Source organism: candidate division TA06 bacterium (assembly GCA_016235665.1).
Classification (GTDB): Bacteria; Edwardsbacteria; AC1; order AC1; family EtOH8; genus UBA5202.
Genome location: JACRJI010000001.1, coordinates 36,145 through 55,528, shown reverse-complemented (window position 1 = coordinate 55,528; position 19,384 = coordinate 36,145). Strand labels below are relative to the sequence as shown.

Below are 19,384 nucleotides of genomic sequence, written 5' to 3'. Positions count from 1 at the left end.
GGTTTTGTCAATAGCCCAGGCATTAATGCCTGGGCTATTGATCTGTAAATCAAATAAATCATGTCCTCCGGTTGCAGGCAAAAACCAGCTGTGCTATAATTGTTCAAATTAAAGAACAGGATATATTCTTAATGAAACTCTCCTCCTTTGACTATAATCTCCCACCGGAGCTCATTGCCAAAAGCCCGGCGGAAAAGCGTGATTCCTCGCGGCTGATGGTGTTGCGCCGCAACGACGGCCATATCGAGCACCGCCGGTTCAGCGATATCGTTGAATATCTTAAGCCTTCAGACATCTTGGTGCTCAACAATACCAAGGTCATCCCGGCCCGGTTGATCGGGCACAAGAAACAGACCGGCGGGGAGGTGGAGATCTTGTTGCTTCGGCATGAATCCGAAAATTTGTGGAACTGCCTGGTCCGGCCGGGACGGAGGCTGATGCCCGGGGCCCGGGTTGAGTTTAAAGACGGCTTGATGGAGGCGGAGATCGTCGAACACCGGGAAGGCGGGCAGCGCCTGGTCAGATTCACGCATCAGGGCGACTTTTACCAAATATTGGAAAAAGTAGGACAGGTGCCGCTGCCGCCATACATCGACCGTAAACCAATGGAGGCAGACAAAAACCGCTACCAGACAATATATGCCAAGGAGGAAGGCGCGGTGGCCGCCCCCACCGCCGGCCTGCATTTCACCCCGGAGTTGATGGAAAAGGTCAAGGACAAAGGGGTGGAGGTCCTGGAAATACTCTTGCACGTGGGCTGGGGAACCTTCAAAAGCGTGGAGTCCGATGATATCCGGGAGCATAAGATGGACGCGGAGTACTACAAGATAAGCAGGGAAGCTGCAGAAAAAATAAAAAATGGGAAATTGGAAAATCGAAAAATAGTTGTTGTGGGTACCACAACCAGCAGGGCCTTGGAGAGTTTCGGGCAAAGTGGAAAATTGTCCGATTGGACAGAAATATTCATCTACCCGCCATACCAATTTAAAATAGTGGACTCGCTGGTGACCAATTTCCACCTGCCAAAATCTACCCTGATCATGCTGGTTTCGGCCCTGGCCGGGAGGGAGAATGTAATGAATGCTTATCAGCAGGCCATAGAGAATAGGTACCGTTTTTTCAGTTACGGCGATGCCATGATGGTCGTCTAAGACCTGAAATCTTTAGTAAAAAATACAGAATCCCGGTATATAAATAAACTCAAATTTGTATCAAAAAAACCTAAAAAGCAGGCAAATTTTGCCTGCTTTTTTTATTTCCCCGAGGTCTGGCAGGCGACTAAAAAATAAGTCAAAAAAAAGTCATTTTTTGCTTGACAATGGGGCTAAAAAACACTAAAATGGTGACCAGTGGGTTAAAGTGGGGGATAGTGGTTTAACATGGTTAAAATCCCATATTTTTATGGCCTTTTTCAGTAAAAAAACAATAATCCCGGAAAATTCTAGAAACACCGTAAAATAAGGTGTTTTGGAGCGCTACCATGGCATATTTCTTCGGCACATACCACCATAATCTTGATTCCAAGGGAAGGCTCAATCTGCCGGCCCAATTACGGAAGCAGATATCCAACGAATCGGCCGGCCAGCTTTTGATCACCAAGGGCCTGAAGGGCGGCTGTCTTTTCGTCTATCCCCAGGACAACTGGACCAAGATCATGGCCGAGCTGGAATCGCAGCCCCGGACCGAGGAGAACCGGAACGCCCTGAGGATATTCGCGGCCGAGAGTATTTTGGCCGAACTGGACGCCCAGGGGCGGATCATGATCCCGGCCAAATTCCTGCAGGAGACCGGGCTGGTCAAAGAAGCGGTGATTGTCGGGGTCAGCGACAAGATGGAGATCTGGAATCCTGATTCCTACCAGAAACTTTTGGACCAGAACAGCGGGCTCCACCAGGAGCTGATCAAGAAACTGTAGCCCTGAAAAAACCGGATACCTGAAACAGCAATCAAAAGAGGAAGATAAATCATGAGAATCCAAGCCATCCCTGCGGCCGACAACAGCGTCAGGCTGGAAGTGAACGGAATGATCAACCTGCAGGGCTTCTTTCAGATCGAAGAGGCGATCTTGAAGATCATGAAGAAGAATTGTTTCAAGCTGGAGATGGAGATGTCCGGGGTCAAGCACATGGATTACCGGGGGGTGGAGATACTGGTCAAACGGGCGGAGCGGCTGAGAAGCTACGGCGGCGACCTGATCCTGCACGGTCTGTCCCCATACCTGATCAACATCCTGCAGATGGCCGGGGCCGGCGAGGCCTTTGAGATCGCCTCCACCCGGGAGCCGGTGCAGTGCGACCTGTTCCAGCGCCAGGAGCGCAAACCGCTGACCGCGGTGGCCTGACCGAGTCATTTGGCATTTGTCATTTGATGATTGGGGATCGTTCGGGGTTCAGGCGGATCAGACAATAAACACAAGGTGAACTATGGATGAATTCCGGCATCAGCCGGTTCTGCTGGAAGAAGCAATAGATCTTTTAAACGTCAGGCCCGGGGGGAACTACATCGACGCCACTCTGGGCGGAGGCGGGCACGCGCTGGGGATACTGAAAAGGAACGGTCCCTCGGGCAAGCTGATCGGGCTGGACCGCGATCCCCGGGCCATCGAGGCCGCCACCGCCAGATTGTCTGATTACAAAGAAAGGTTCACTGCGGTCAACCTCAAGTTCAGCCTGATGGACGAGATGAACTGGGGCAGGGATCTGAAAATCGACGGGATACTATTTGACCTGGGGCTGTCCTCCCCCCAGATAGACCATTCACAGCGCGGCTTCAGTTTCATGGGCGACGGTCCGCTGGACATGCGGATGGGGCTGAACGGGGTCTCGGCCCGGGACCTGGTGAATAACACCGGAGAGAAGGAACTGGCCGATATTTTTTACCAGTATGGCGAGGAGCAGAAATCCAGAAAGATCGCACGGGCCATAGCTGAGACCAGGATCAACAATCCGATAGAGACCACCGGACAGCTGGCCCGGGTGATAAAGGAGACCCGGCCCCAGATGCCGGCCAAGACCATGGCCCGGATATTTCAGGCCATCAGGATCAAGGTCAATGATGAACTGAGCGAACTGGAACAGGGCCTGAAGACCGGAGTGGAAATGCTTGCTTCCGGCGGCAGGATAGTGGTCATCTCCTATCATTCGCTGGAAGACCGGATGGTCAAGGAGACCTTCCGCCAAATGGCCGAACCCTGTACCTGCCCTCCCCGCCTGCCGTCCTGCGTTTGCGGTAAAATGCCGGTGATCAAAATAATAACCAAAAAAGCTATGGTTCCGGGGCCCCGGCAGATATCGGAGAACAGCCGGGCCCGCAGCGCCAAATTAAGGGCGGCCGAAAAAGTATGAACACCTTTTTACATAAAACAGAGATCAAGCTCCAGAAAAACCGGACCGGCTGGTTCATTGCCGGCCTGGTCTTTTTGCTGTTCACCGTGATGTTCCTGTCCATCCGGCAGAAATTCAACCTTTCCCAGCAGCTGGCCGCCATCGAAAAAGACCAAAACTACAACCGGGAAGTGGTCTCCCTGCAGAAGGAGCTTTTGGTAAAACTGCAGCAGCTGGAGGCCAGGAACCGTCTGGAATCCAGGGCGGCGTCCGGCCTGGGTTTTGAGTATCCCTCCAACAGCCAGGTGGTGGTGATGCTGAAATCCCCGGCTATGGAGCGGGGCGGGCTGGCCTATGTCCTGGCCGGGATCTTCCGGCCGGTCTCATCGGCCTGGAGCAAGCCATGATGTCACAACGAACGAAAACCCTTGCGGTTTTCTGTTTTTTTATATGGGCCTTGATGGCCGGAAGGCTGGTGTGGTTGCAGGCATTCAAGGGCGGGCATTACCGGAACCTGGCCCAAAGGCAGCACCAGCTTCGGATCGGCATCCTTCCTGAGCGTGGGCAGATAGTTGACCGTCAAGGCCGGCCGTTGGCATTATCAATCGACGACCGGCGTTCTTATCCCTATGGCACGGTGGCCGGGCAGTTGCTGGGTTTTACAGGCCGGGACGGCCGGGGCCTGGAGGGCCTGGAGCTTTATTACGACCAGGAACTTTCGGGAGAGGCCGGCTGGTCCACCCGTCAATGTGACGCCCGGGGAAGGATCAGGCCTTCGCTGGAATACGCCTCCAAGACGGCCCGTTCGGGAAACTCTCTCCAACTGACCATAGATGCCGAATACCAGGCCATCGCCGACGAGGAACTTATAAAAGCCGGGGATAAATTCAAGGCCGCCTGGGGAACGGTGGTGATATCCGATCCATCCACCGGCGAGATCCTGGGGATGGCCAGCTACCCGGAGTTCGACCCCAACCGACCAGAAAATTTTGGCCGCCAGGCCATGACCTTTGGGGCGGTGGCCGCCCAGTTCGAGCCCGGCTCCACCTTCAAGGCGGTGACCATCGCCCTGGGGCTGGAGTCCAGGGTCATAGACACCGCAGAGATATTCGACGGCGAACAGGGAAGCTTCGCGGTGGGCGGGCACAGGATCGGCGAGGCCGAAGGCCACAAGTACGGGCCGATCACGGTCAGCAAGGCCTTGGCCTTTTCCAGCAACATCTGTCTGGCCAAGATAGGGCTGGCTTTGGGCAAAGACAAACTGTATCAGGGCGCCCGGGCCTTCGGGTTCGGGTCCCGGACCGGGATCGAGTGTCCGGGCGAGGCGGCGGGCCTGATGGACAAGCCGGACGGCTGGCCGGTGATCAAACATGCCAACATCAGTTTCGGCCAGGGCCTTTCGGTCAGCGCCCTGCAGCTGGCAATGGCTTACGGGGCCATAGCCAACGGGGGTTATCTTTTAAGGCCCCGGCTGATCAAGGGCCTGGCCCCAGCCGGTCAGGCCGTCAATGGATTATGCCGACCCGATACCCTGCGCCGGGTGATCTCGGACCAGACCTCGGCCCAGATGATAAACATGCTGGAGCGCTGCGTCAGCGAAGGGACGGGCCAGGCCGCCCAGATAGAAGGCTGGCGGGTGGCCGGCAAGACCGGAACCGCCCAAAAAAAGGAGCAGGGCAAAAAAGGCTACGCCTCGGATAAGTATGTGGCTTCTTTCATCGGCTTTGTCCCGGCCGAGGCGCCACGGCTTCTAGTTGCGGTGATAATCGACGAACCCCAGGGAAGATTTTTCGGGGGAGAGGTGGCGGCTCCGGTCTGTCACAATGTAATGCAAAGGATAATCAGCCTTCCCAAAGGGCTCAGACAGGATCTGCTGGCCGCCAGATAAAAAACAACTGCCGGAAGCCAATAAAAACAAACAACGAAAAAGAAAGACCGGTGAAACAACTTAACCAGCTGCTGAAAGCCATACCGGGAGAAACACCATCCGTGGCCAATATTTCCCAAAACCTTGAGGTTTTGGGGCTGGGCTACGATTCCCGGAGCATCAAGCCGGGCGAGCTGTTCTTTGCCATCTCCGGTTACAAGACCGACGGGCGGAAATTCGTGGACCAGGCCCTGGCCCGGGGAGCGGCCGGCATAGTGGCCGAGGGCGGCCAGGAGTATGGCCCGGCTCCGGTGGTCAAAGTAAAAAACATCCGCCGGGCCATGGCCCTGATGGCGGCGGAGTATTACGGCCGTCCGGCCGACCAAATGACACTTCTGGCCGTCACCGGCACGGCTGGCAAGACCACCACTTCCTATCTGGCCCGCTCGGTCTTTGCCGCCGCCGGCAAAAAAGTGGGGCTGCTGGGGACCATCAATTACTGGGTGATGGATAAAAGCTATCCCGCCCCCAACACCACTCCGGAGTCGCTGGACCTGCAAAGACTGCTGGCCGAAATGCTGGAAGCCGGGGCCGACACGGTCCTGATGGAAGCTTCCTCCCACGGCATCGAGCTGGAACGGGTGGCCGGGATAGATTTCAAGGCGGCGGCCTTCACCAATTTCTCCCAGGACCACCTGGACTTTCACGGCACCATGGATGAATACCTTAAGGCCAAGCTTCGCCTGTTTCAAGGTTTAAGCGAAAAAGCCTGCTGCGTGGTGAACATTGACGATCCGGCCTCAAAAAATGTCATTGAGGCCACCAAGGCCGCGCTTTTGACCTTTGGGCTTTTGAAGCCGGCCCAGATCACGGCCCGCAACATCGAATACAGTTTGCAGGGAACAAAATTCCAGCTGATTACCCCGGAAGGGAACATCGAGGTCAGCCTGGGTCTGGCCGGGCAGCCCAATGTCTACAATGCCCTGACTGCCTGCGGCCTGGGCCTGGCCGGCGGACTCAGTCTCAAGGCGGTCAAGGCCGGCCTGGAAGCGCTGACCTCGGTCTCCGGCAGGTTTCAGCGGGTCTCGGCCGGGCAGGACTACGAGGTGGTGGTGGATTACGCCCATACTCCGCAGGAGCTGGAAAGGGTGCTGATCACCGCCCGGCAGCTGACCAAGGGAAGGCTGATCACGGTTTTCGGCTGCGGCGGCGACCGGGATCGCGGCAAGCGCCCCTTGATGGGTAAGGCGGTGGCCGGTCATTCGGACCTGGTGATACTTACCTCTGACAATCCCCGGACAGAGGATCCCGCCAAGATAATAGAAGACATTTTGCCGGGTCTTGAAGGCAGTAAATATCAGATAGTGGCGGACAGGCGTCAGGCCATCTTCCAGGCGGTGGGCCAAGCAGAAAAAGGCGACCTGGTGATGATTGCCGGCAAAGGGCACGAGGACTACCAGATCATCGGCGCCGAAAAGATACATTTTGACGACCGGGAGGTGGCGCTGGAAGCCATCGGATCCCGCTCACTGGGGCAGGCCTGATGGAGCCCATGCTGCTGTCACAGGTCGCCGGAGCGGTGGGGGGCAGTCTGCAGGGCCCGGACCGGAATGTTTCAGGCGTCAGCATCGACAGCCGTTCCCTGATAGCGGATCAATTGTTCGCGGCCATCAAGGGTCCGAAGTTCGACGGGCATGATTTTCTGGCCGCAGCCCGACAGAGCGGGGCAGCAGCGGCCCTGGTCTCGGCTCATAATTCCAAGGACAAACCGGGCTTGGAAGGTTTTCCCCTGATCACCGTTCCCGACACCACGGCGGCCCTGCAGCAGCTGGCCGGATATTACCGCAAAAAATTCTCCCTGAAGATGACGGCCGTCACCGGCAGTAACGGCAAGACCACCACCAAGGAAATGACGGCTTTAGTATTATCCCAAAAATACCGGGTGCTTAAAAATCACGGAAATCTAAACAACCAGTATGGCATACCCCTTTCGCTCTTTAATATTGAGAGGGAACACCAGGTAGCGGTGATGGAACTGGGGATGAGCGGTCTGGGGGAGATCACAGCTCTTTGCCAAATGGTGCTGCCGGAACTGGGGATCATCACCAATGCCGGCGAAGGCCACACTGAATTCTTAAAGGACGTTCAGAACGTGGCCCGGGCCAAGGCCGAACTTTTGGAGGCCCTGCCGGGTCCCGGCACGGCCATCATCAATTACGACGATGGGAATTTAAAGGCCCATGCCGGAAAAGCCAGATCCAGGGTGCTGGGATTCTCGATAGAATCCGGCTCCGATTACCGGGCGGAAGACCTTGATCTGACGGAGCAGGGGATAAAGTTCACCCTAAAAGGGGTCCGGTTCCAACTGCCGGTGCTGGGCAGGCACAACGTCTACAATGCCCTGGCGGCGGCGGCGGCCGGAGAGGTTTGGGGAATAGATCTCAAGTCTGCGGCCCTGGCTTTGGCTGATTTTCAACCTGCCTCGATGCGGCTGGAGATGATGGAGGCCGGAAGATTTAAAATACTGAGCGACTGTTACAATGCCAACCCCCAGTCCATGCAGGCGGCCCTGGCGGTGCTGAAAAATCTTCCGGCCCAAAGAAAAGTGGCCATTCTGGGGGACATGAAGGAGCTGGGTCAGATTTCTTCCGACCGGCACCGGCATACCGGAAGGCTGGCGGCTCAGTCCGCCGGACTGGTGCTCTCCGCCGGGCCGCTGGCAGGGGAAATCCACCGGGGAGCAAAAGAACAGGGAGTGGAGGCCCGTCATTTCGAGGATACCTCCAGTCTGATTCAAAACCTTTCCGGACTGCTCCTGCCCGGAGACCTGATCCTGGTCAAGGCTTCCCGTTCCATGCATTTTGAAGAAGTATTAGAAGCAATAAAGAGGATCCAATAAGTGCTGTACTATCTGTTTTATCCCCTGGCCGAGCAGGTCCACTTATTCAATCTGTTCCGTTATATCACCTTTCGTTCGGCCTCGGCCCTGGTGACGGCGTTGTTGATCTCCTTTCTGCTGGGACCCCTGATCATCGGCTGGCTGAAGAAGCTCAAGATCAAGGACACCGGCCGGGAAGACCTTCCGGACGAACACCGTAACAAGGTCGGCACCCCCACCATGGGCGGGCTGATAATCTTGGCGGCCATAATCATCCCGGTGCTCTTGTGGGCCGACCTTTCCAACCAGTACATTCAGATATCTCTGGCGGCCACCATCCTTTTGGGTCTGATCGGCTTCTATGACGATTACCTGAAAGTGGTCAAAAAAAACCCCAAGGGACTGGTGGGCCGGAAAAAACTGCTGGGGCAGTTCGCAGTGGCCCTGCTGATAGCCGTATATCTCAGGTTCTTTCCCCTCAATCCGGAATACGCCACCAAGACCAGCCTGCTGTTCTTTAAAAATGTGTTCATAGACCTGGCCTGGTTCTACATTCCCTTTGTGACCCTGGTGATAGTGTTCACCTCCAATGCGGTGAATTTGACCGACGGGTTGGATGGCCTGGCCATAGGGGTCTTTCTTTTCGCCGCCGCCGCTTACGCCGTAATGTGCTACATCACCGGCAACTTCAAATGGGCCCAGTACCTCAACCTGTTGTTCATGAAGGGCTCGGGCGAACTGACGGTGCTTTGCGCCGCGATGGTGGGAGCGGCCATGGGTTTTCTTTGGTACAACACCCACCCGGCCGAGATCATGATGGGGGACACCGGCTCACTGGCCTTGGGCGGGGTGATAGGAACGGTCTCGGTGCTGATCAAGCAGGAGATCCTGCTGGGACTGGTGGGAGGGGTGTTCGTGATGGAGGCCTTTTCGGTGATCCTCCAGGTGGCCTCCTTCAAGTCCACCGGGAAGAGGATATTCAGGATGACCCCCATCCATCATCACTTCCAGAAGATAGGATGGAGCGAGCAGAAGATAGTGGTCCGGTTCTGGATCATCGCCTTCATCTGTGCTTTGGTGGCATTGAGCACCCTAAAGATCAGATAAACAAAGACCACTAAAAAGCAAAATTTTGAAGCTGGAACTTAAAAATAAAACAGCGGCGGTGATCGGTGCCGGAAGAAGCGGACTGGCGGCGGCCCGTCTGTTGAAAAAGAACGGAGCCAGGGTACTGTTATCCGAGGGAAGATCTTTAAGCTCCCAGGCAGAATCAGACTTAAAGGCGGCCGGCATACAATATGAAACCGGCGGACATTCCGGAAAAGTTTTGGAGGCCGATCTGGTGGTGATAAGTCCCGGGGTCAGACTGGAACTGCCCATATTAGCGGAAGCCAGGAAAAAGAACATTCCATTGATCGGCGAGATGGAACTGGCCTATCAGCTGACCCCGGCCAAAATCATCGGGATCACCGGCACCAACGGAAAATCCACCACCACTTCCATGCTGGGCGGGATATTGCAGGCCGCCGGGTTGGATTGCTACATCGGCGGCAACCTAGCGCCGGGTCGGCCGGTCTGCGAGCTGGCCCTGGAAGCCGGCCCCCAAAGTTTCATCGTGGCCGAGGTCAGCACCTTCCAACTGGAATCCATCGTGGATTTCAAACCTCATATTGGCATCATCACCAACATCACTCCCGACCATCTGGACCGGCACCCGGATTTTGAGACCTACGCCAAACTTAAGGCCCGGCTGCTGGAGAACCAGACCCCTGCCGATTATGCCGTTTTGAATGCCGATGATGAGATGGTGATGAAATATGCCTCGGGGGCCGGGTTGCAAAAAATGATGTTTTCCCTGTTGCCCAGGGTGGAGCGGGGGACCTGTCTTGACCAGGGGACGATGTGCTGGGCGCAGGGCAAGGAACTGGTCCCGCTGATGCGGGCTTCTGAACTGGCGGTGCCCGGACAGCACAATGTCCAAAATGCCCTGGCCGCCGCGGCCGCGGCCCTGATCCTGAAAATCTCACCGGCCACCATCAAACAGGCGCTGGAAACCTTCAAAGGCGTACCCCACCGGCTGGAGGAAGCGGGGATGGTGAACGGCGTCCGCTACATCAACAATTCCATGTGCACCAACTCCGCGGCCGGGGTCAGCTCGCTGCGGGCCTTCGGGGAACAGATGGTGGTCATTGCCGGGGGCAAGGAGAAGAACGTCGACCTTTCCGATTTTCTTAAGGAGATCGCCCAAAAGGCAGGGGCGGCGGTGTTGATAGGAGAATGCCGGGACCGGATGGAGCGGGAGCTTTCAAACCTGGGAATGAAGAACCTTCACAAGGCCGGAAGCATGAAAGAGGCGGTTTTGCAGGCCTCGGCTCTGGCCCGGCCCGGCCAGCTGGTGATGCTGGTGCCGGGGGCCGCCAGTTTTGACATGTTCAATGATTTTGAGGACCGGGGCAACCAGTTCAAACAGGCTGTGGCCGGATTGAAGAAGAATGAACTACCGTAAGGGGGAAATAGACCATCTGCTGCTGGTGGCGGTGCTGCTTTTGGCCGGCTACGGCTTTGTGATGAGCTACAGCGTCAGCGATTATCTGATATCAGGCAATTCCGCCCTGTTCCGGTCCCGCGATTTCAAGCAGCCGGCCGCGCTGGCCCAAAAGATCTCCCAGGCACGGGAGGGGGTTCCTGCCCTGATAAAAAGCCGGCTCACGGCTTCGGTCCTGTACCAGCTGGGGCATTACGGCAGTTTGAAAAAGGTCGACGCCGACAGTTTAAAGAAGATCTTGACCGAAGCGCTTAACCCGCTGCTGCTGGGTGGGGCCATTTACGACGACCAGGCCTTCAAGGATGTGAAAGTATCAAAGGCCGCAGCCGGGATGCTGGCCCAGAACCCGGAAGGCGAGGAGCTGGTGAAGCTGAACAGAATGCTGCTGCAGTCGGCCTTTCCCCGGGAGATCCGGGGCCGGTCATTCTATTACCGGCTGGGGATATTGCAGGGAACATTTTGGCGTTTTTTGGCGGCGGCCCTGGTCTTCATTGCCGCCTTCAAGATCAACTACCGCAAGGTTCGGCACCTGATCGGGCCAGTGTTCATGGGTCTGCTGGTGATCCTGTACATCACTCCTTTCGCGGCCCGGGCGGTGCGCGGTGCCAAGAGCTGGTTTTTGGGGGTCCAGCCGGCCGAGTTCGCCAAGCTTTTTTTAGTTTTGTTTTTGGCCGATTTCATGGCCCGCCGGGGGGAAAAGATGAAAAGTTTTAAGCAGGGATTTTTTCCGGTCCTGGCCTGTATCGGTTTGGTATGCGCGGCGGTGCTGCTGCAGCCTGATTTCGGCAGCACCCTGGTGATAGCGGTTCTGGGATTGCTCTTGATCTACCTGGGCGGGGTCAGCCAGCCGGCCTGGTTCGCGGTGCTGGGGCTGGGAATGGCTGGTTTTGTGGGCCTGGCGCTGACGTTCCGCCACGTTAAGAACCGGCTGGCCGGATTCTGGTGGGCTTCCCAGGGTTCCGATGAACTAAGCACATTGTTCCAGCTCCCCAGTTCCGATTTTCAGTCGGCGGTTTCCCTGCAATTCCAAAAAATGCTCGGTCATGTCCCTTCGCCCCAGGAACTGGGCGGATTCAAGAACGCCCTCAGCCAGACCTACCAGTCGCTCCTGGGGATCGGCTCGGGGGGGCTGCTGGGAGTGGGGATGGGGCAAAGCCGCCAAAAACTGCTGTTCCTGCCGGAAGCCCACACCGATTTCATATTTTCCATCATCGCCGAGGAAGGCGGATTGCTGATAGCAGCGGCGGTGCTGGTTCTTTTTTGGGTGATCCTATGGCGGGGGATAAAAATGGCCCGCCAGATGCCGGAGGCCTTTGAATCTTATCTGATGCTGGGTTTAAGCCTGGGGATATTCATTCAGGCGGCAATAAATATAATGGTGGCTTCAGGGCTTTTCCCCATCACCGGGATACCCCTGCCGTTCCTTAGTTTTGGCGGTTCGGCCCTGATGGTCAACGGGGCGGCGGCCGGCCTGATGCTGAACCTTTCGCGTTACCGGGCCGACCGGCCCGGCGCAGGCAGTGATTGGAGGAAGGATGAAACTTTTGATAGCCGGAGGCGGAACCGGCGGGCATCTTTATCCCGGGCTGGCGGTAGCCGCTGAGTTCACCAGACTGTCTCCGGGGAACAAAGTGGAATTCATAGGCACCAAAAAAGGCATTGAGGCCCGGGTGCTGCCGGGAACCGGTTACAGCCTGAAATATATCACCATAGGAGGTTACCTGGGAAAATCCCATTGGCAGAAGATGCTTTTTCCCTTCAGTTTCATTATCGCCACCCTGCAGTCACTCTTTTACATGATCGCCGAAAGGCCGGATGCGGTCCTGGGAACCGGGGGATATGTCTCGGCCCCGCCGGTGCTGGCCGCCTGGATGCTGCGGATCCCGGTGTCCCTGCTGGCTCTGGATGTGATGCCCAGCAAAGCCGTAAGATTCCTGTCCCGTTTTGCCGGCGAGATATATGGCGGCTTTCCCGAATGCTCCCAGCACCTGGATAAAAAGGCGAAAGTATCTTTTACCGGCAACCCCATCCGCCGGGAGATGGGAAATATCTCAAGGGAACAGGGGCTCAAAGAATTTGGCCTGGAACAGGGCAAAAAGACCATCCTGGTCTTCGGGGGCAGCCAGGGAGCCCACAGCATCAACCTGGCAGTGCTGGATTCCCTGGCTCACCTGGACCAGGCAGGACACCTGAAGGACATTCAGATCATCTTTCAAACCGGACAAAAAGATCTTAGCTTGGTAACGGAGAAGTGCCAAAACTCAAAAGCTTCGGTCAAAGTGCTGGCTTACATAGACAAGATGCCTTATGCCATGGCGGCCGCCGAGCTGGTCATCAGCAGGTCCGGGGCCGGGGTCTCGGAAACTCTGGCCTGCGGCCTGCCCTCGATCCTGATCCCCTTTCCCTACGCCGCCAGCAACCATCAGGAGTACAACGCCCGCAGCCTGGAAAAAGCCGGAGCCGCGGAGATGATTCTGGACCGGGAACTGACAGGACAGATTTTATCCCAGAAAATAATTGAGATTCTTTTCGACGGCAAAAAATATAAGGCAATGTCCGAAGCTGCAAAAGATTTGGCCCGGCCGGAAGCGGCCCGGGAAATAGCCGGAAAAATATTTAAACTTTCAGAATAAATAAATGTTCGGAAAAATCAAAAAAATTCATTTCGTGGGGATCGGCGGGATCGGAATGAGCGGCATCGCCGAGGTCCTGCTGAACCTGGGCTACCAGGTCTCTGGCTCGGACCTGAAACTGTCCGAGGTCACCGACCGCCTCCAGCAGATGGGGGCCAGGATCGCCGAGGGCCACCGGCCCGAGAACCTGGGCCAGGTGGAGGTGGTGGTCACCTCCTCGGCCGTCCACGACGACAACCCCGAGGTCCGGGCCGCCCGGGACCGCAAGATCCCGGTGATCCGGCGGGCCGAGATGCTGGCCGAGCTGATGCGGATGAAATACGGCATCGGGGTGGCCGGCACCCACGGCAAGACCACCACCACCTCCATGATCGGGCAGGTGCTGACCAAGGCCGGGATGGACCCCACCCTGGTGATCGGCGGCAAAGTGAAGACCCTGGGCAGCAATGCCAAGCTGGGGGCCGGCCAGTACCTGGTGGCCGAGGCCGACGAGTTTGACCGTTCGTTCTTAAAACTTTCGCCCACCCTGGCGGTGATCACCACCATAGAGGCCGAGCACCTGGACTGTTACAAGGACCTGGACGAGATCAAGAACGCCTTCGTGGAGTTCGCCAACAAGGTCCCGTTCTACGGGGCCATCGTGGCCTGTCTGGATGAAAAGGGGGTCCAGGCCATCCTGCCCCGGCTGGAGAAGCGCTGCATCACCTACGGCTTTTCTCCCCAGGCCGAGCTCAAGGCCAAAGATGTCAAGTTCAACGGAATGGAAACCTCCTACACCGCCTTCAACGGCCGGGGGGAGTTCGGGCAGATCAGGCTGAAACTGCCGGGGATGCACAACGTCAAGAACTCCCTGGCGGCGGTGGCGGTGGGCCTGGACCTGGAGATCCCGTTCAGCGTCATCGCCCAGGCCCTCTACGAGTTCAGCGGGGTTTACCGCCGGTTCGAGATCAAGGGGGAAAAGAACGGCATCCTGGTGATAGACGATTACGGGCACCATCCCACCGAGATCGAGGCCACGCTTAAGGCCGCCAAGGACGCCTTCGGCCGCCGGGTGATCGCGGTATTTCAGCCGCACCTCTACAGCCGCACCCGTGATTTTTACAAGGAATTCGGTTCGGCCTTCTATCAGGCAGATCTATTGATAGTAACCGGCATCTATCCGGCCCGGGAACAGCCGATCGAGGGGGTCAGCGGCAAACTGGTGGCCGACGCCGCCCGGGAACTGGGGCACCGTCAGGTGCAATACTTCGAACAAAGGTCGCAAGTGGCCGCCGAGCTTAAAACCATGGCCCGGCCCGGCGATATCATAATAACTTTGGGAGCCGGCGATATCTACAAGGCCGGGGAGGAATATTTGAATGGTTAAAACGTCAAAGATACTCGATCTGCCCCAGGGGCTGGCCGGGGAATTCCTTTTCAACGAGCCGCTGAGCGGACACACTTCCTTCCGGATCGGCGGGCCGGCGGAACTGCTGGCCATTCCATATGGCGAGCAGTCCCTGGCGGAATTGCTGGTCAAAATAAAAAGACAAAAACTGAATTACTACGTCCTGGGCAACGGATCCAACCTGCTGGCCGAAGACCGGGGATACAAAGGGGTGGTGATCAAGATCGCCAGGGGTTTCAAGAATCTTTCCCGGGACAGGAACCGCCTGACGGTGGACAGCGGATATTCCCTTCCGGCCCTGGTGGATTACTGCGCCAGGGAAGGCCTGTCCGGGATGGAGTGGGCGGTGGGTATCCCCGGCTCCCTGGGCGGGGCGCTGGTGATGAACGCCGGGGCCTACGGCGGACAGATTGCCGACTCGGTAAAAAAGGTCTGGGGACTGACCCCGGAGGGAAAGAAACTGAAACTCTCCCCCCAACAGATAAATTTTTCCTACCGCCAGGCCAATTATCCCAAGGGGTTTGTGATCACCGGAGCCGAGTTGGAGCTTAAGCCGGGGCGCCGGAGCAGCATTGAAAAAGCCATGGCCCTCTACCTTTCCAAACGCAAGAAGAACCAGCCCCTCACCATGCCTTCGGCCGGGTGCATCTTCAAGAACCCGCCGGGCGATTCTGCCAAGAGGCTGATCGCGGTGGCCGGGATGAAAGGCCAGAAGCTGGGCGGAGCGGCGGTCTCGGTCAAGCACGCCAATTTCATAGTCAACCAGGGGGGGGCCAAGGCGGCCGAAGTGCTGGCCCTGATAAAAAAGATCCAAAGCCAGGCCTACCAGCGGCTGGGCATCAGGCTGATCCCCGAGGTCAAGATCCTGGGGAAATAACGAAGAGACTTTTGACAGCGTTTACAAGTTAAAAAAATATCTCCGGTAAAATCATGTAAATCCTGTCTATTCCTGAAAAGATTGAATGGTCAAATGAAACAATATTTTGACAGAGGGCAGGCCTTAAGGGTCAGAAAGCGGGAAGGGCGTAAAAAGCGTTTCCGGCTGCTGGCAGTGCTGCTGGTGATGGCCGGGTTGGCCTTTGGCTTGCGGGCCGGCTGGACCTGGATCCTGAAAAAAGGGGCCTTGAAGATCACCTCCATTGAAGTATACGGACAGCGCCTGGTCTCGGCCCAGGCCATTACAGGCATGGCGCAGAAGATCATGGGGCGGCCATTTTGGAAGGTGGATGGAAAAGGGATCAATAAAAGCCTGACCCAAAGATACCCGGCCATCAAAAAAACCTCGGTCACAGCCCTGCCCTGGGGAACCTTAAGGCTGACGGTGGAAGAACGGCAGGCCCTGGCAGTGCTGGAGTCGGACACCCTGATGGCCATGGATGAAGAAGGTGTGGTGTTTCCCGACAGTTTTTCCGGAAACCTGCCCAGGCTTAGGATCTTGGGCACCAGCCAGCCCGGACGGCATCGGGCCATCAATCTGATAACAATGGTTGCGAACCTGGACCGGGAATGCCTTGTTGACCCCGGTGATGATGAAGACATCAAACTGCGTATGGCTGACGGCACCCTGGTTCATTTTGGCAACGGGAATTTTTCCGACAAATATTCCCGGCTGGCCGAGGTCCTCAAGAACCAGGAAAACAACGGCCTTAAGGCGGCGGAGATAGACCTGAGGTTCAAGGACCAGGCGATTGTGTCGGGACAGGTGGCCCAGAACCAGGCGGGACAGCCGTAAGATAATTGGCAAAATGGCAAAATGGGAAATTGGAAATGGTAAACAGCTCTTCGACACGGCTTCGATAAACTCAGCCTGGCAGCTCAGGGTACGTAAACAGTAACTAAGTTAATACGAATCTACCCAGGCGCGATCTGGGGAATGAATATAAAGGAGGCCCGAAAATAATATGGCGAACACCATAGTGGGGTTGGACCTGGGAACCACTAAAATTGCCTGCATCATTGCCGAAGTGGACCGGGACGAATTGAAGATAGTGGGAGTGGGAACTTGCAACTCCAGCGAAGGCCTGCGCCGGGGGGTGGTGGTCAACCTGGAGAAGACCGCCAAGGCCATTGAAAAGGCGGTCTCCGACGCCGAGCAGATGGCCGGGATCAAGGTGGACTCGGTCTACGCCGGCATTGCCGGGGACCACATCCGCTCCATCAACTCCCGGGGGGTGATCGCGGTGGCCCGGGGCAGCCAGGAGATCACCCAGTCCGACGTGGACCGGGTGATCGACGCGGCCCAGGCGGTCTACGTTCCCATGGACCGGGAGATGCTGCACGTCATTCCCCAGGGCTTCATAGTGGACACCCAGCGGGGGATCAAGGACCCCATCGGGATGTCCGGGGTGAGGCTGGAGGCGGAGGTCCACATCGTGACCGGGGCGGTGACCTCGGCCGAGAACATCTACAAAAGCATCAAGCGGGCCGGACTCAAGGTCAACGACCTGGTGCTGCAGCCCCTGGCCTCCAGCTACGCGGTGCTGACCCCGGACGAGAAAGCGCTGGGAGTGGCCCTGCTGGACATCGGGGGCGGAACCACCGACATCGCGCTGTTCTACGAGGACGCCATCTGCCACACCGCGGTGATCGGGCTGGGCGGGCACAACCTGACCAATGACATCGCCATCGGCTTAAAGACCCCCTACGAGCAGGCCGAACTGATCAAGCAGAAATACGGCTGCGCCACCATCAGCGAGGTCAAGGAGGATGAGATGATCGCGGTCTCCGGGGTGGCCGGGCGAGAGGAGCGGACCATCTCCCGCCAGGTGCTGGCCCAGATCATAGAGCCCCGGATGGAGGAGATCTTCAGCCTGGCCCACCGCGAGATCAAGCGGGCCGAGGCCGGCGAGACCATCGGGGCCGGGATAGTGCTGACCGGCGGCAGCGCCAAGATGGCCGGGGCCACGGTGCTGGCCGAGCAGGTTTTCAACCAGCCGGTGCGGGTGGGCGAGCCCAAGGGCCTGGGCGGGATCACCGACCTGGTGCGCGATCCCAAATACGCCACGGCGGTGGGGCTGGTGCTTTACGGCTACGAGAAGCGCTTCAAAAAGGACGGGCCGGGCATCGACGAATCACACTTGTTCGAATCGCTGATGGGCAAGATGAAGGGCTGGTTCTCCGACCTGTTCAACGGGTGATATCCGGCCACGGTTCAGGTTCTCCATACATAATGAAACCAGGAAGGCAGGGATCAATCAGGGAACCCTGATGATAAGCACTAAAAGGCAAACAAATATACGGGGGAATAAAATGAGCGAAGAAAAAAAGTTTTTGGACCGGCAAATAGCGCTGGCTTTGGCCGAGCCGGAGCAGGAAATAACAAACAATGAAGAAAAACCAAAAAAGGGAGGACGGGTCATGTTGGAATTCGAAGAAGAAGTAAGCACCGGCGAATGCTTCATCAAGGTGGTGGGAGTGGGCGGGGCCGGCGGCAACGCCATCAACCGGATGGCCGAGGCCGGCCTGAAGGGCGTGGATTTCGTGGCGATCAACACCGATATGCAGGTCCTGAAGAAATCCCAGGCTGGGCAGACCGTGCAGATAGGCACCAAGCTGACCAGGGGCCTGGGCTCGGGCGGCAACCCCGAGATCGGGCGCCGGGCCTTTGAAGAGGACAAGGAAAGGATCACCGAGATCCTGAAGGGCACCGACATGCTGTTCGTGGCCGCCGGGATGGGCGGAGGCACCGGCACCGGGGCCGCCCCCATGGTGGCCCAGCTGGCCCGGGAGAATCAGGTCCTGACCGTGGGCGTGGTCACCAAGCCCTTCGAGTGGGAAGGCCGCCAGCGCCTGATGCAGGCCGAGGAAGGCATCCGGGAGCTCAAGGAGAACGTGGACACCCTGATCGTCATCCCCAACCAGAGGGTGCTGACGGTGGTTGGCAAGCAGGCCAAGCTGACCGAGTCCTTCAAGATCATCGACGACATCCTGCTGAAGGCGGTCCGGGGCATCTCCGACCTGATCACCGTTCCCGGCCTGGTCAACGTGGACTTCGCCGACGTCCGCTCGGTGATGATGGAGCGGGGCGACGCCTTGATGGGGGTGGGCGTGGCCCAGGGAGAGAACCGGGCCATCCTGGCCGCCCAGGAAGCCATCGCCAACACCCTGCTGGAGGGCGTCTCCATCAGCGGGGCCAAGGCAGTGCTGTTGAACATCTCGGCCGGCGACGACCTGACCATGCACGAAGTTGACGAGGCCGCCAAGGAGATCCGCCAGGCCGCCGGCGAAGGCGCCAACCTGATCTTCGGTACGGTGATCGACGAAAATTCCAACGGCAACATCACCATCACTGTGATCGCCACCGGGCTGGGCAGCCCCGTCAGCAAGCTGGAGAAGGACATCCCCGGCGACAACCGGATAGATTTCAACCAGATCTTCCGCAAGGACAATGCCCCCAAGTCCAGCTTCCAGCGCAAGGAACAGACCCAGACCGTGGTCACCAAGGGCCAGGTAGGCGTGGTAAAGCAGGACGATCTGGAGATCCCGACCTACATGCGGAGATTGATGGACTAACCTTGGGAACTGGGAACAGAAATTTGGGATTTGTGTTGTGCTGGTAGGGGCGAGGCGGACCTCGCCCGGGCTCATGGTATGGAGTACCCTGAAACGGCCAATTTTAGGGAGTCTTCAAGGTTTGTTGTCGGCAGCAGATCCTCCGTTTGCTGCCGGGGTTCTCCCGTTTTGATTTTTCTTCATTGCAAAAAGCCTCATTCCAAAATATGGAATGAGGCTTTTTGTTGGTTTTGGTTGAC

At 57.3% G+C, this 19,384-nt stretch carries 17 protein-coding genes; all 17 read left to right on the top strand.

Going from position 1 to position 19,384, the window contains the following annotated elements; translation table 11 throughout:
* The first annotated feature begins 131 nt into the window (after positions 1 to 131).
* The 17 genes from queA to ftsZ all read left to right on the top strand — a co-directional run bounded on the left by queA (position 132) and on the right by ftsZ (position 19,145).
* A complete protein-coding gene (gene queA, locus HZA73_00240) occupies positions 132 to 1,151 on the top strand; it encodes a tRNA preQ1(34) S-adenosylmethionine ribosyltransferase-isomerase QueA (protein MBI5804453.1) in 1,020 nt (339 codons plus the stop codon).
* Between the two features lie 329 nt (positions 1,152 to 1,480).
* Positions 1,481 to 1,915: a division/cell wall cluster transcriptional repressor MraZ gene (mraZ, locus tag HZA73_00235; GenBank protein MBI5804452.1), complete on the top strand. Its 435-nt coding sequence runs from the start codon at positions 1,481 to 1,483 to the stop codon at positions 1,913 to 1,915.
* 51 nt (positions 1,916 to 1,966) lie between these two features.
* Entirely contained in the window at positions 1,967 to 2,341 is a 375-nt protein-coding gene (locus tag HZA73_00230; protein ID MBI5804451.1) for an STAS domain-containing protein, read from the top strand.
* 82 nt (positions 2,342 to 2,423) lie between these two features.
* Entirely contained in the window at positions 2,424 to 3,344 is a 921-nt protein-coding gene (rsmH, locus tag HZA73_00225; protein ID MBI5804450.1) for a 16S rRNA (cytosine(1402)-N(4))-methyltransferase RsmH, read from the top strand.
* The gene (locus HZA73_00220) at positions 3,341 to 3,730 is read left to right on the top strand and encodes a hypothetical protein (protein ID MBI5804449.1); all 390 of its coding nucleotides are present in this window, start codon (positions 3,341 to 3,343) and stop codon (positions 3,728 to 3,730) included. Before rsmH ends, HZA73_00220 begins: the two co-directional genes overlap by 4 nt.
* 53 nt (positions 3,731 to 3,783) lie before the next feature.
* The gene (locus HZA73_00215) at positions 3,784 to 5,211 is read left to right on the top strand and encodes a penicillin-binding protein 2 (protein MBI5804448.1); all 1,428 of its coding nucleotides are present in this window, start codon (positions 3,784 to 3,786) and stop codon (positions 5,209 to 5,211) included.
* 68 nt (positions 5,212 to 5,279) lie between these two features.
* A complete protein-coding gene (locus tag HZA73_00210; GenBank protein MBI5804447.1) occupies positions 5,280 to 6,734 on the top strand; it encodes a UDP-N-acetylmuramoyl-L-alanyl-D-glutamate--2,6-diaminopimelate ligase in 1,455 nt (484 codons plus the stop codon).
* Entirely contained in the window at positions 6,734 to 8,089 is a 1,356-nt protein-coding gene (locus HZA73_00205; GenBank protein ID MBI5804446.1) for a UDP-N-acetylmuramoyl-tripeptide--D-alanyl-D-alanine ligase, read from the top strand. The genes HZA73_00210 and HZA73_00205 overlap by 1 nt, the downstream gene beginning before the upstream one ends.
* Positions 8,090 to 9,175: a phospho-N-acetylmuramoyl-pentapeptide-transferase gene (locus HZA73_00200; GenBank protein ID MBI5804445.1), complete on the top strand. Its 1,086-nt coding sequence runs from the start codon at positions 8,090 to 8,092 to the stop codon at positions 9,173 to 9,175. It begins immediately after the preceding gene.
* Between the two features lie 25 nt (positions 9,176 to 9,200).
* Positions 9,201 to 10,574: a UDP-N-acetylmuramoyl-L-alanine--D-glutamate ligase gene (gene murD / locus HZA73_00195; protein ID MBI5804444.1), complete on the top strand. Its 1,374-nt coding sequence runs from the start codon at positions 9,201 to 9,203 to the stop codon at positions 10,572 to 10,574.
* Positions 10,561 to 12,216, top strand: coding sequence for an FtsW/RodA/SpoVE family cell cycle protein (locus HZA73_00190; protein MBI5804443.1), 1,656 nt, complete (start codon positions 10,561 to 10,563; stop codon positions 12,214 to 12,216). Before murD ends, HZA73_00190 begins: the two co-directional genes overlap by 14 nt.
* Positions 12,149 to 13,246, top strand: a complete 1,098-nt coding sequence (gene murG, locus HZA73_00185) for an undecaprenyldiphospho-muramoylpentapeptide beta-N-acetylglucosaminyltransferase (GenBank protein ID MBI5804442.1) — start codon at positions 12,149 to 12,151, stop codon at positions 13,244 to 13,246. The genes HZA73_00190 and murG overlap by 68 nt, the downstream gene beginning before the upstream one ends.
* A 4-nt stretch (positions 13,247 to 13,250) precedes the next feature.
* Positions 13,251 to 14,612 (top strand): UDP-N-acetylmuramate--L-alanine ligase, encoded by a 1,362-nt coding sequence (locus HZA73_00180; GenBank protein ID MBI5804441.1) that lies wholly within the window; start codon positions 13,251 to 13,253, stop codon positions 14,610 to 14,612.
* Complete coding sequence (gene murB / locus HZA73_00175) at positions 14,605 to 15,510, top strand: UDP-N-acetylmuramate dehydrogenase (protein MBI5804440.1); 906 nt, start codon at positions 14,605 to 14,607, stop codon at positions 15,508 to 15,510. The genes HZA73_00180 and murB overlap by 8 nt, the downstream gene beginning before the upstream one ends.
* Before the next feature lie 93 nt (positions 15,511 to 15,603).
* Positions 15,604 to 16,365 carry an FtsQ-type POTRA domain-containing protein gene (locus tag HZA73_00170; protein ID MBI5804439.1) on the top strand — a complete coding sequence of 254 codons (762 nt, stop codon included), beginning with the start codon at positions 15,604 to 15,606 and terminating at the stop codon, positions 16,363 to 16,365.
* Between the two features lie 169 nt (positions 16,366 to 16,534).
* Positions 16,535 to 17,770, top strand: a complete 1,236-nt coding sequence (ftsA, locus tag HZA73_00165) for a cell division protein FtsA (protein ID MBI5804438.1) — start codon at positions 16,535 to 16,537, stop codon at positions 17,768 to 17,770.
* Positions 17,771 to 17,990: 220 nt separating this feature from the next.
* Positions 17,991 to 19,145, top strand: coding sequence for a cell division protein FtsZ (ftsZ, locus tag HZA73_00160; GenBank protein MBI5804437.1), 1,155 nt, complete (start codon positions 17,991 to 17,993; stop codon positions 19,143 to 19,145).
* Positions 19,146 to 19,384: the final 239 nt, after the last annotated feature.

Bases quoted from the DNA above. Each gene is read 5' to 3' on its own strand.
- HZA73_00215 (MBI5804448.1), top strand. From the start codon at position 3,784: ATGGCCGGAAGGCTGGTGTGGTTGCAGGCATTCAAGGGCGGGCATTAC.
- HZA73_00220 (MBI5804449.1), top strand. From the start codon at position 3,341: ATGAACACCTTTTTACATAAAACAGAGATCAAGCTCCAGAAAAACCGG.
- HZA73_00205 (MBI5804446.1), top strand. From the start codon at position 6,734: ATGGAGCCCATGCTGCTGTCACAGGTCGCCGGAGCGGTGGGGGGCAGT.
- murB (MBI5804440.1), top strand. From the start codon at position 14,605: ATGGTTAAAACGTCAAAGATACTCGATCTGCCCCAGGGGCTGGCCGGG.
- murG (MBI5804442.1), top strand. From the start codon at position 12,149: ATGAAACTTTTGATAGCCGGAGGCGGAACCGGCGGGCATCTTTATCCC.
- rsmH (MBI5804450.1), top strand. From the start codon at position 2,424: ATGGATGAATTCCGGCATCAGCCGGTTCTGCTGGAAGAAGCAATAGAT.
- HZA73_00190 (MBI5804443.1), top strand. From the start codon at position 10,561: ATGAACTACCGTAAGGGGGAAATAGACCATCTGCTGCTGGTGGCGGTG.
- HZA73_00170 (MBI5804439.1), top strand. From the start codon at position 15,604: ATGAAACAATATTTTGACAGAGGGCAGGCCTTAAGGGTCAGAAAGCGG.
- ftsA (MBI5804438.1), top strand. From the start codon at position 16,535: ATGGCGAACACCATAGTGGGGTTGGACCTGGGAACCACTAAAATTGCC.
- HZA73_00230 (MBI5804451.1), top strand. From the start codon at position 1,967: ATGAGAATCCAAGCCATCCCTGCGGCCGACAACAGCGTCAGGCTGGAA.
- ftsZ (MBI5804437.1), top strand. From the start codon at position 17,991: ATGTTGGAATTCGAAGAAGAAGTAAGCACCGGCGAATGCTTCATCAAG.
- HZA73_00180 (MBI5804441.1), top strand. From the start codon at position 13,251: ATGTTCGGAAAAATCAAAAAAATTCATTTCGTGGGGATCGGCGGGATC.
- mraZ (MBI5804452.1), top strand. From the start codon at position 1,481: ATGGCATATTTCTTCGGCACATACCACCATAATCTTGATTCCAAGGGA.
- queA (MBI5804453.1), top strand. From the start codon at position 132: ATGAAACTCTCCTCCTTTGACTATAATCTCCCACCGGAGCTCATTGCC.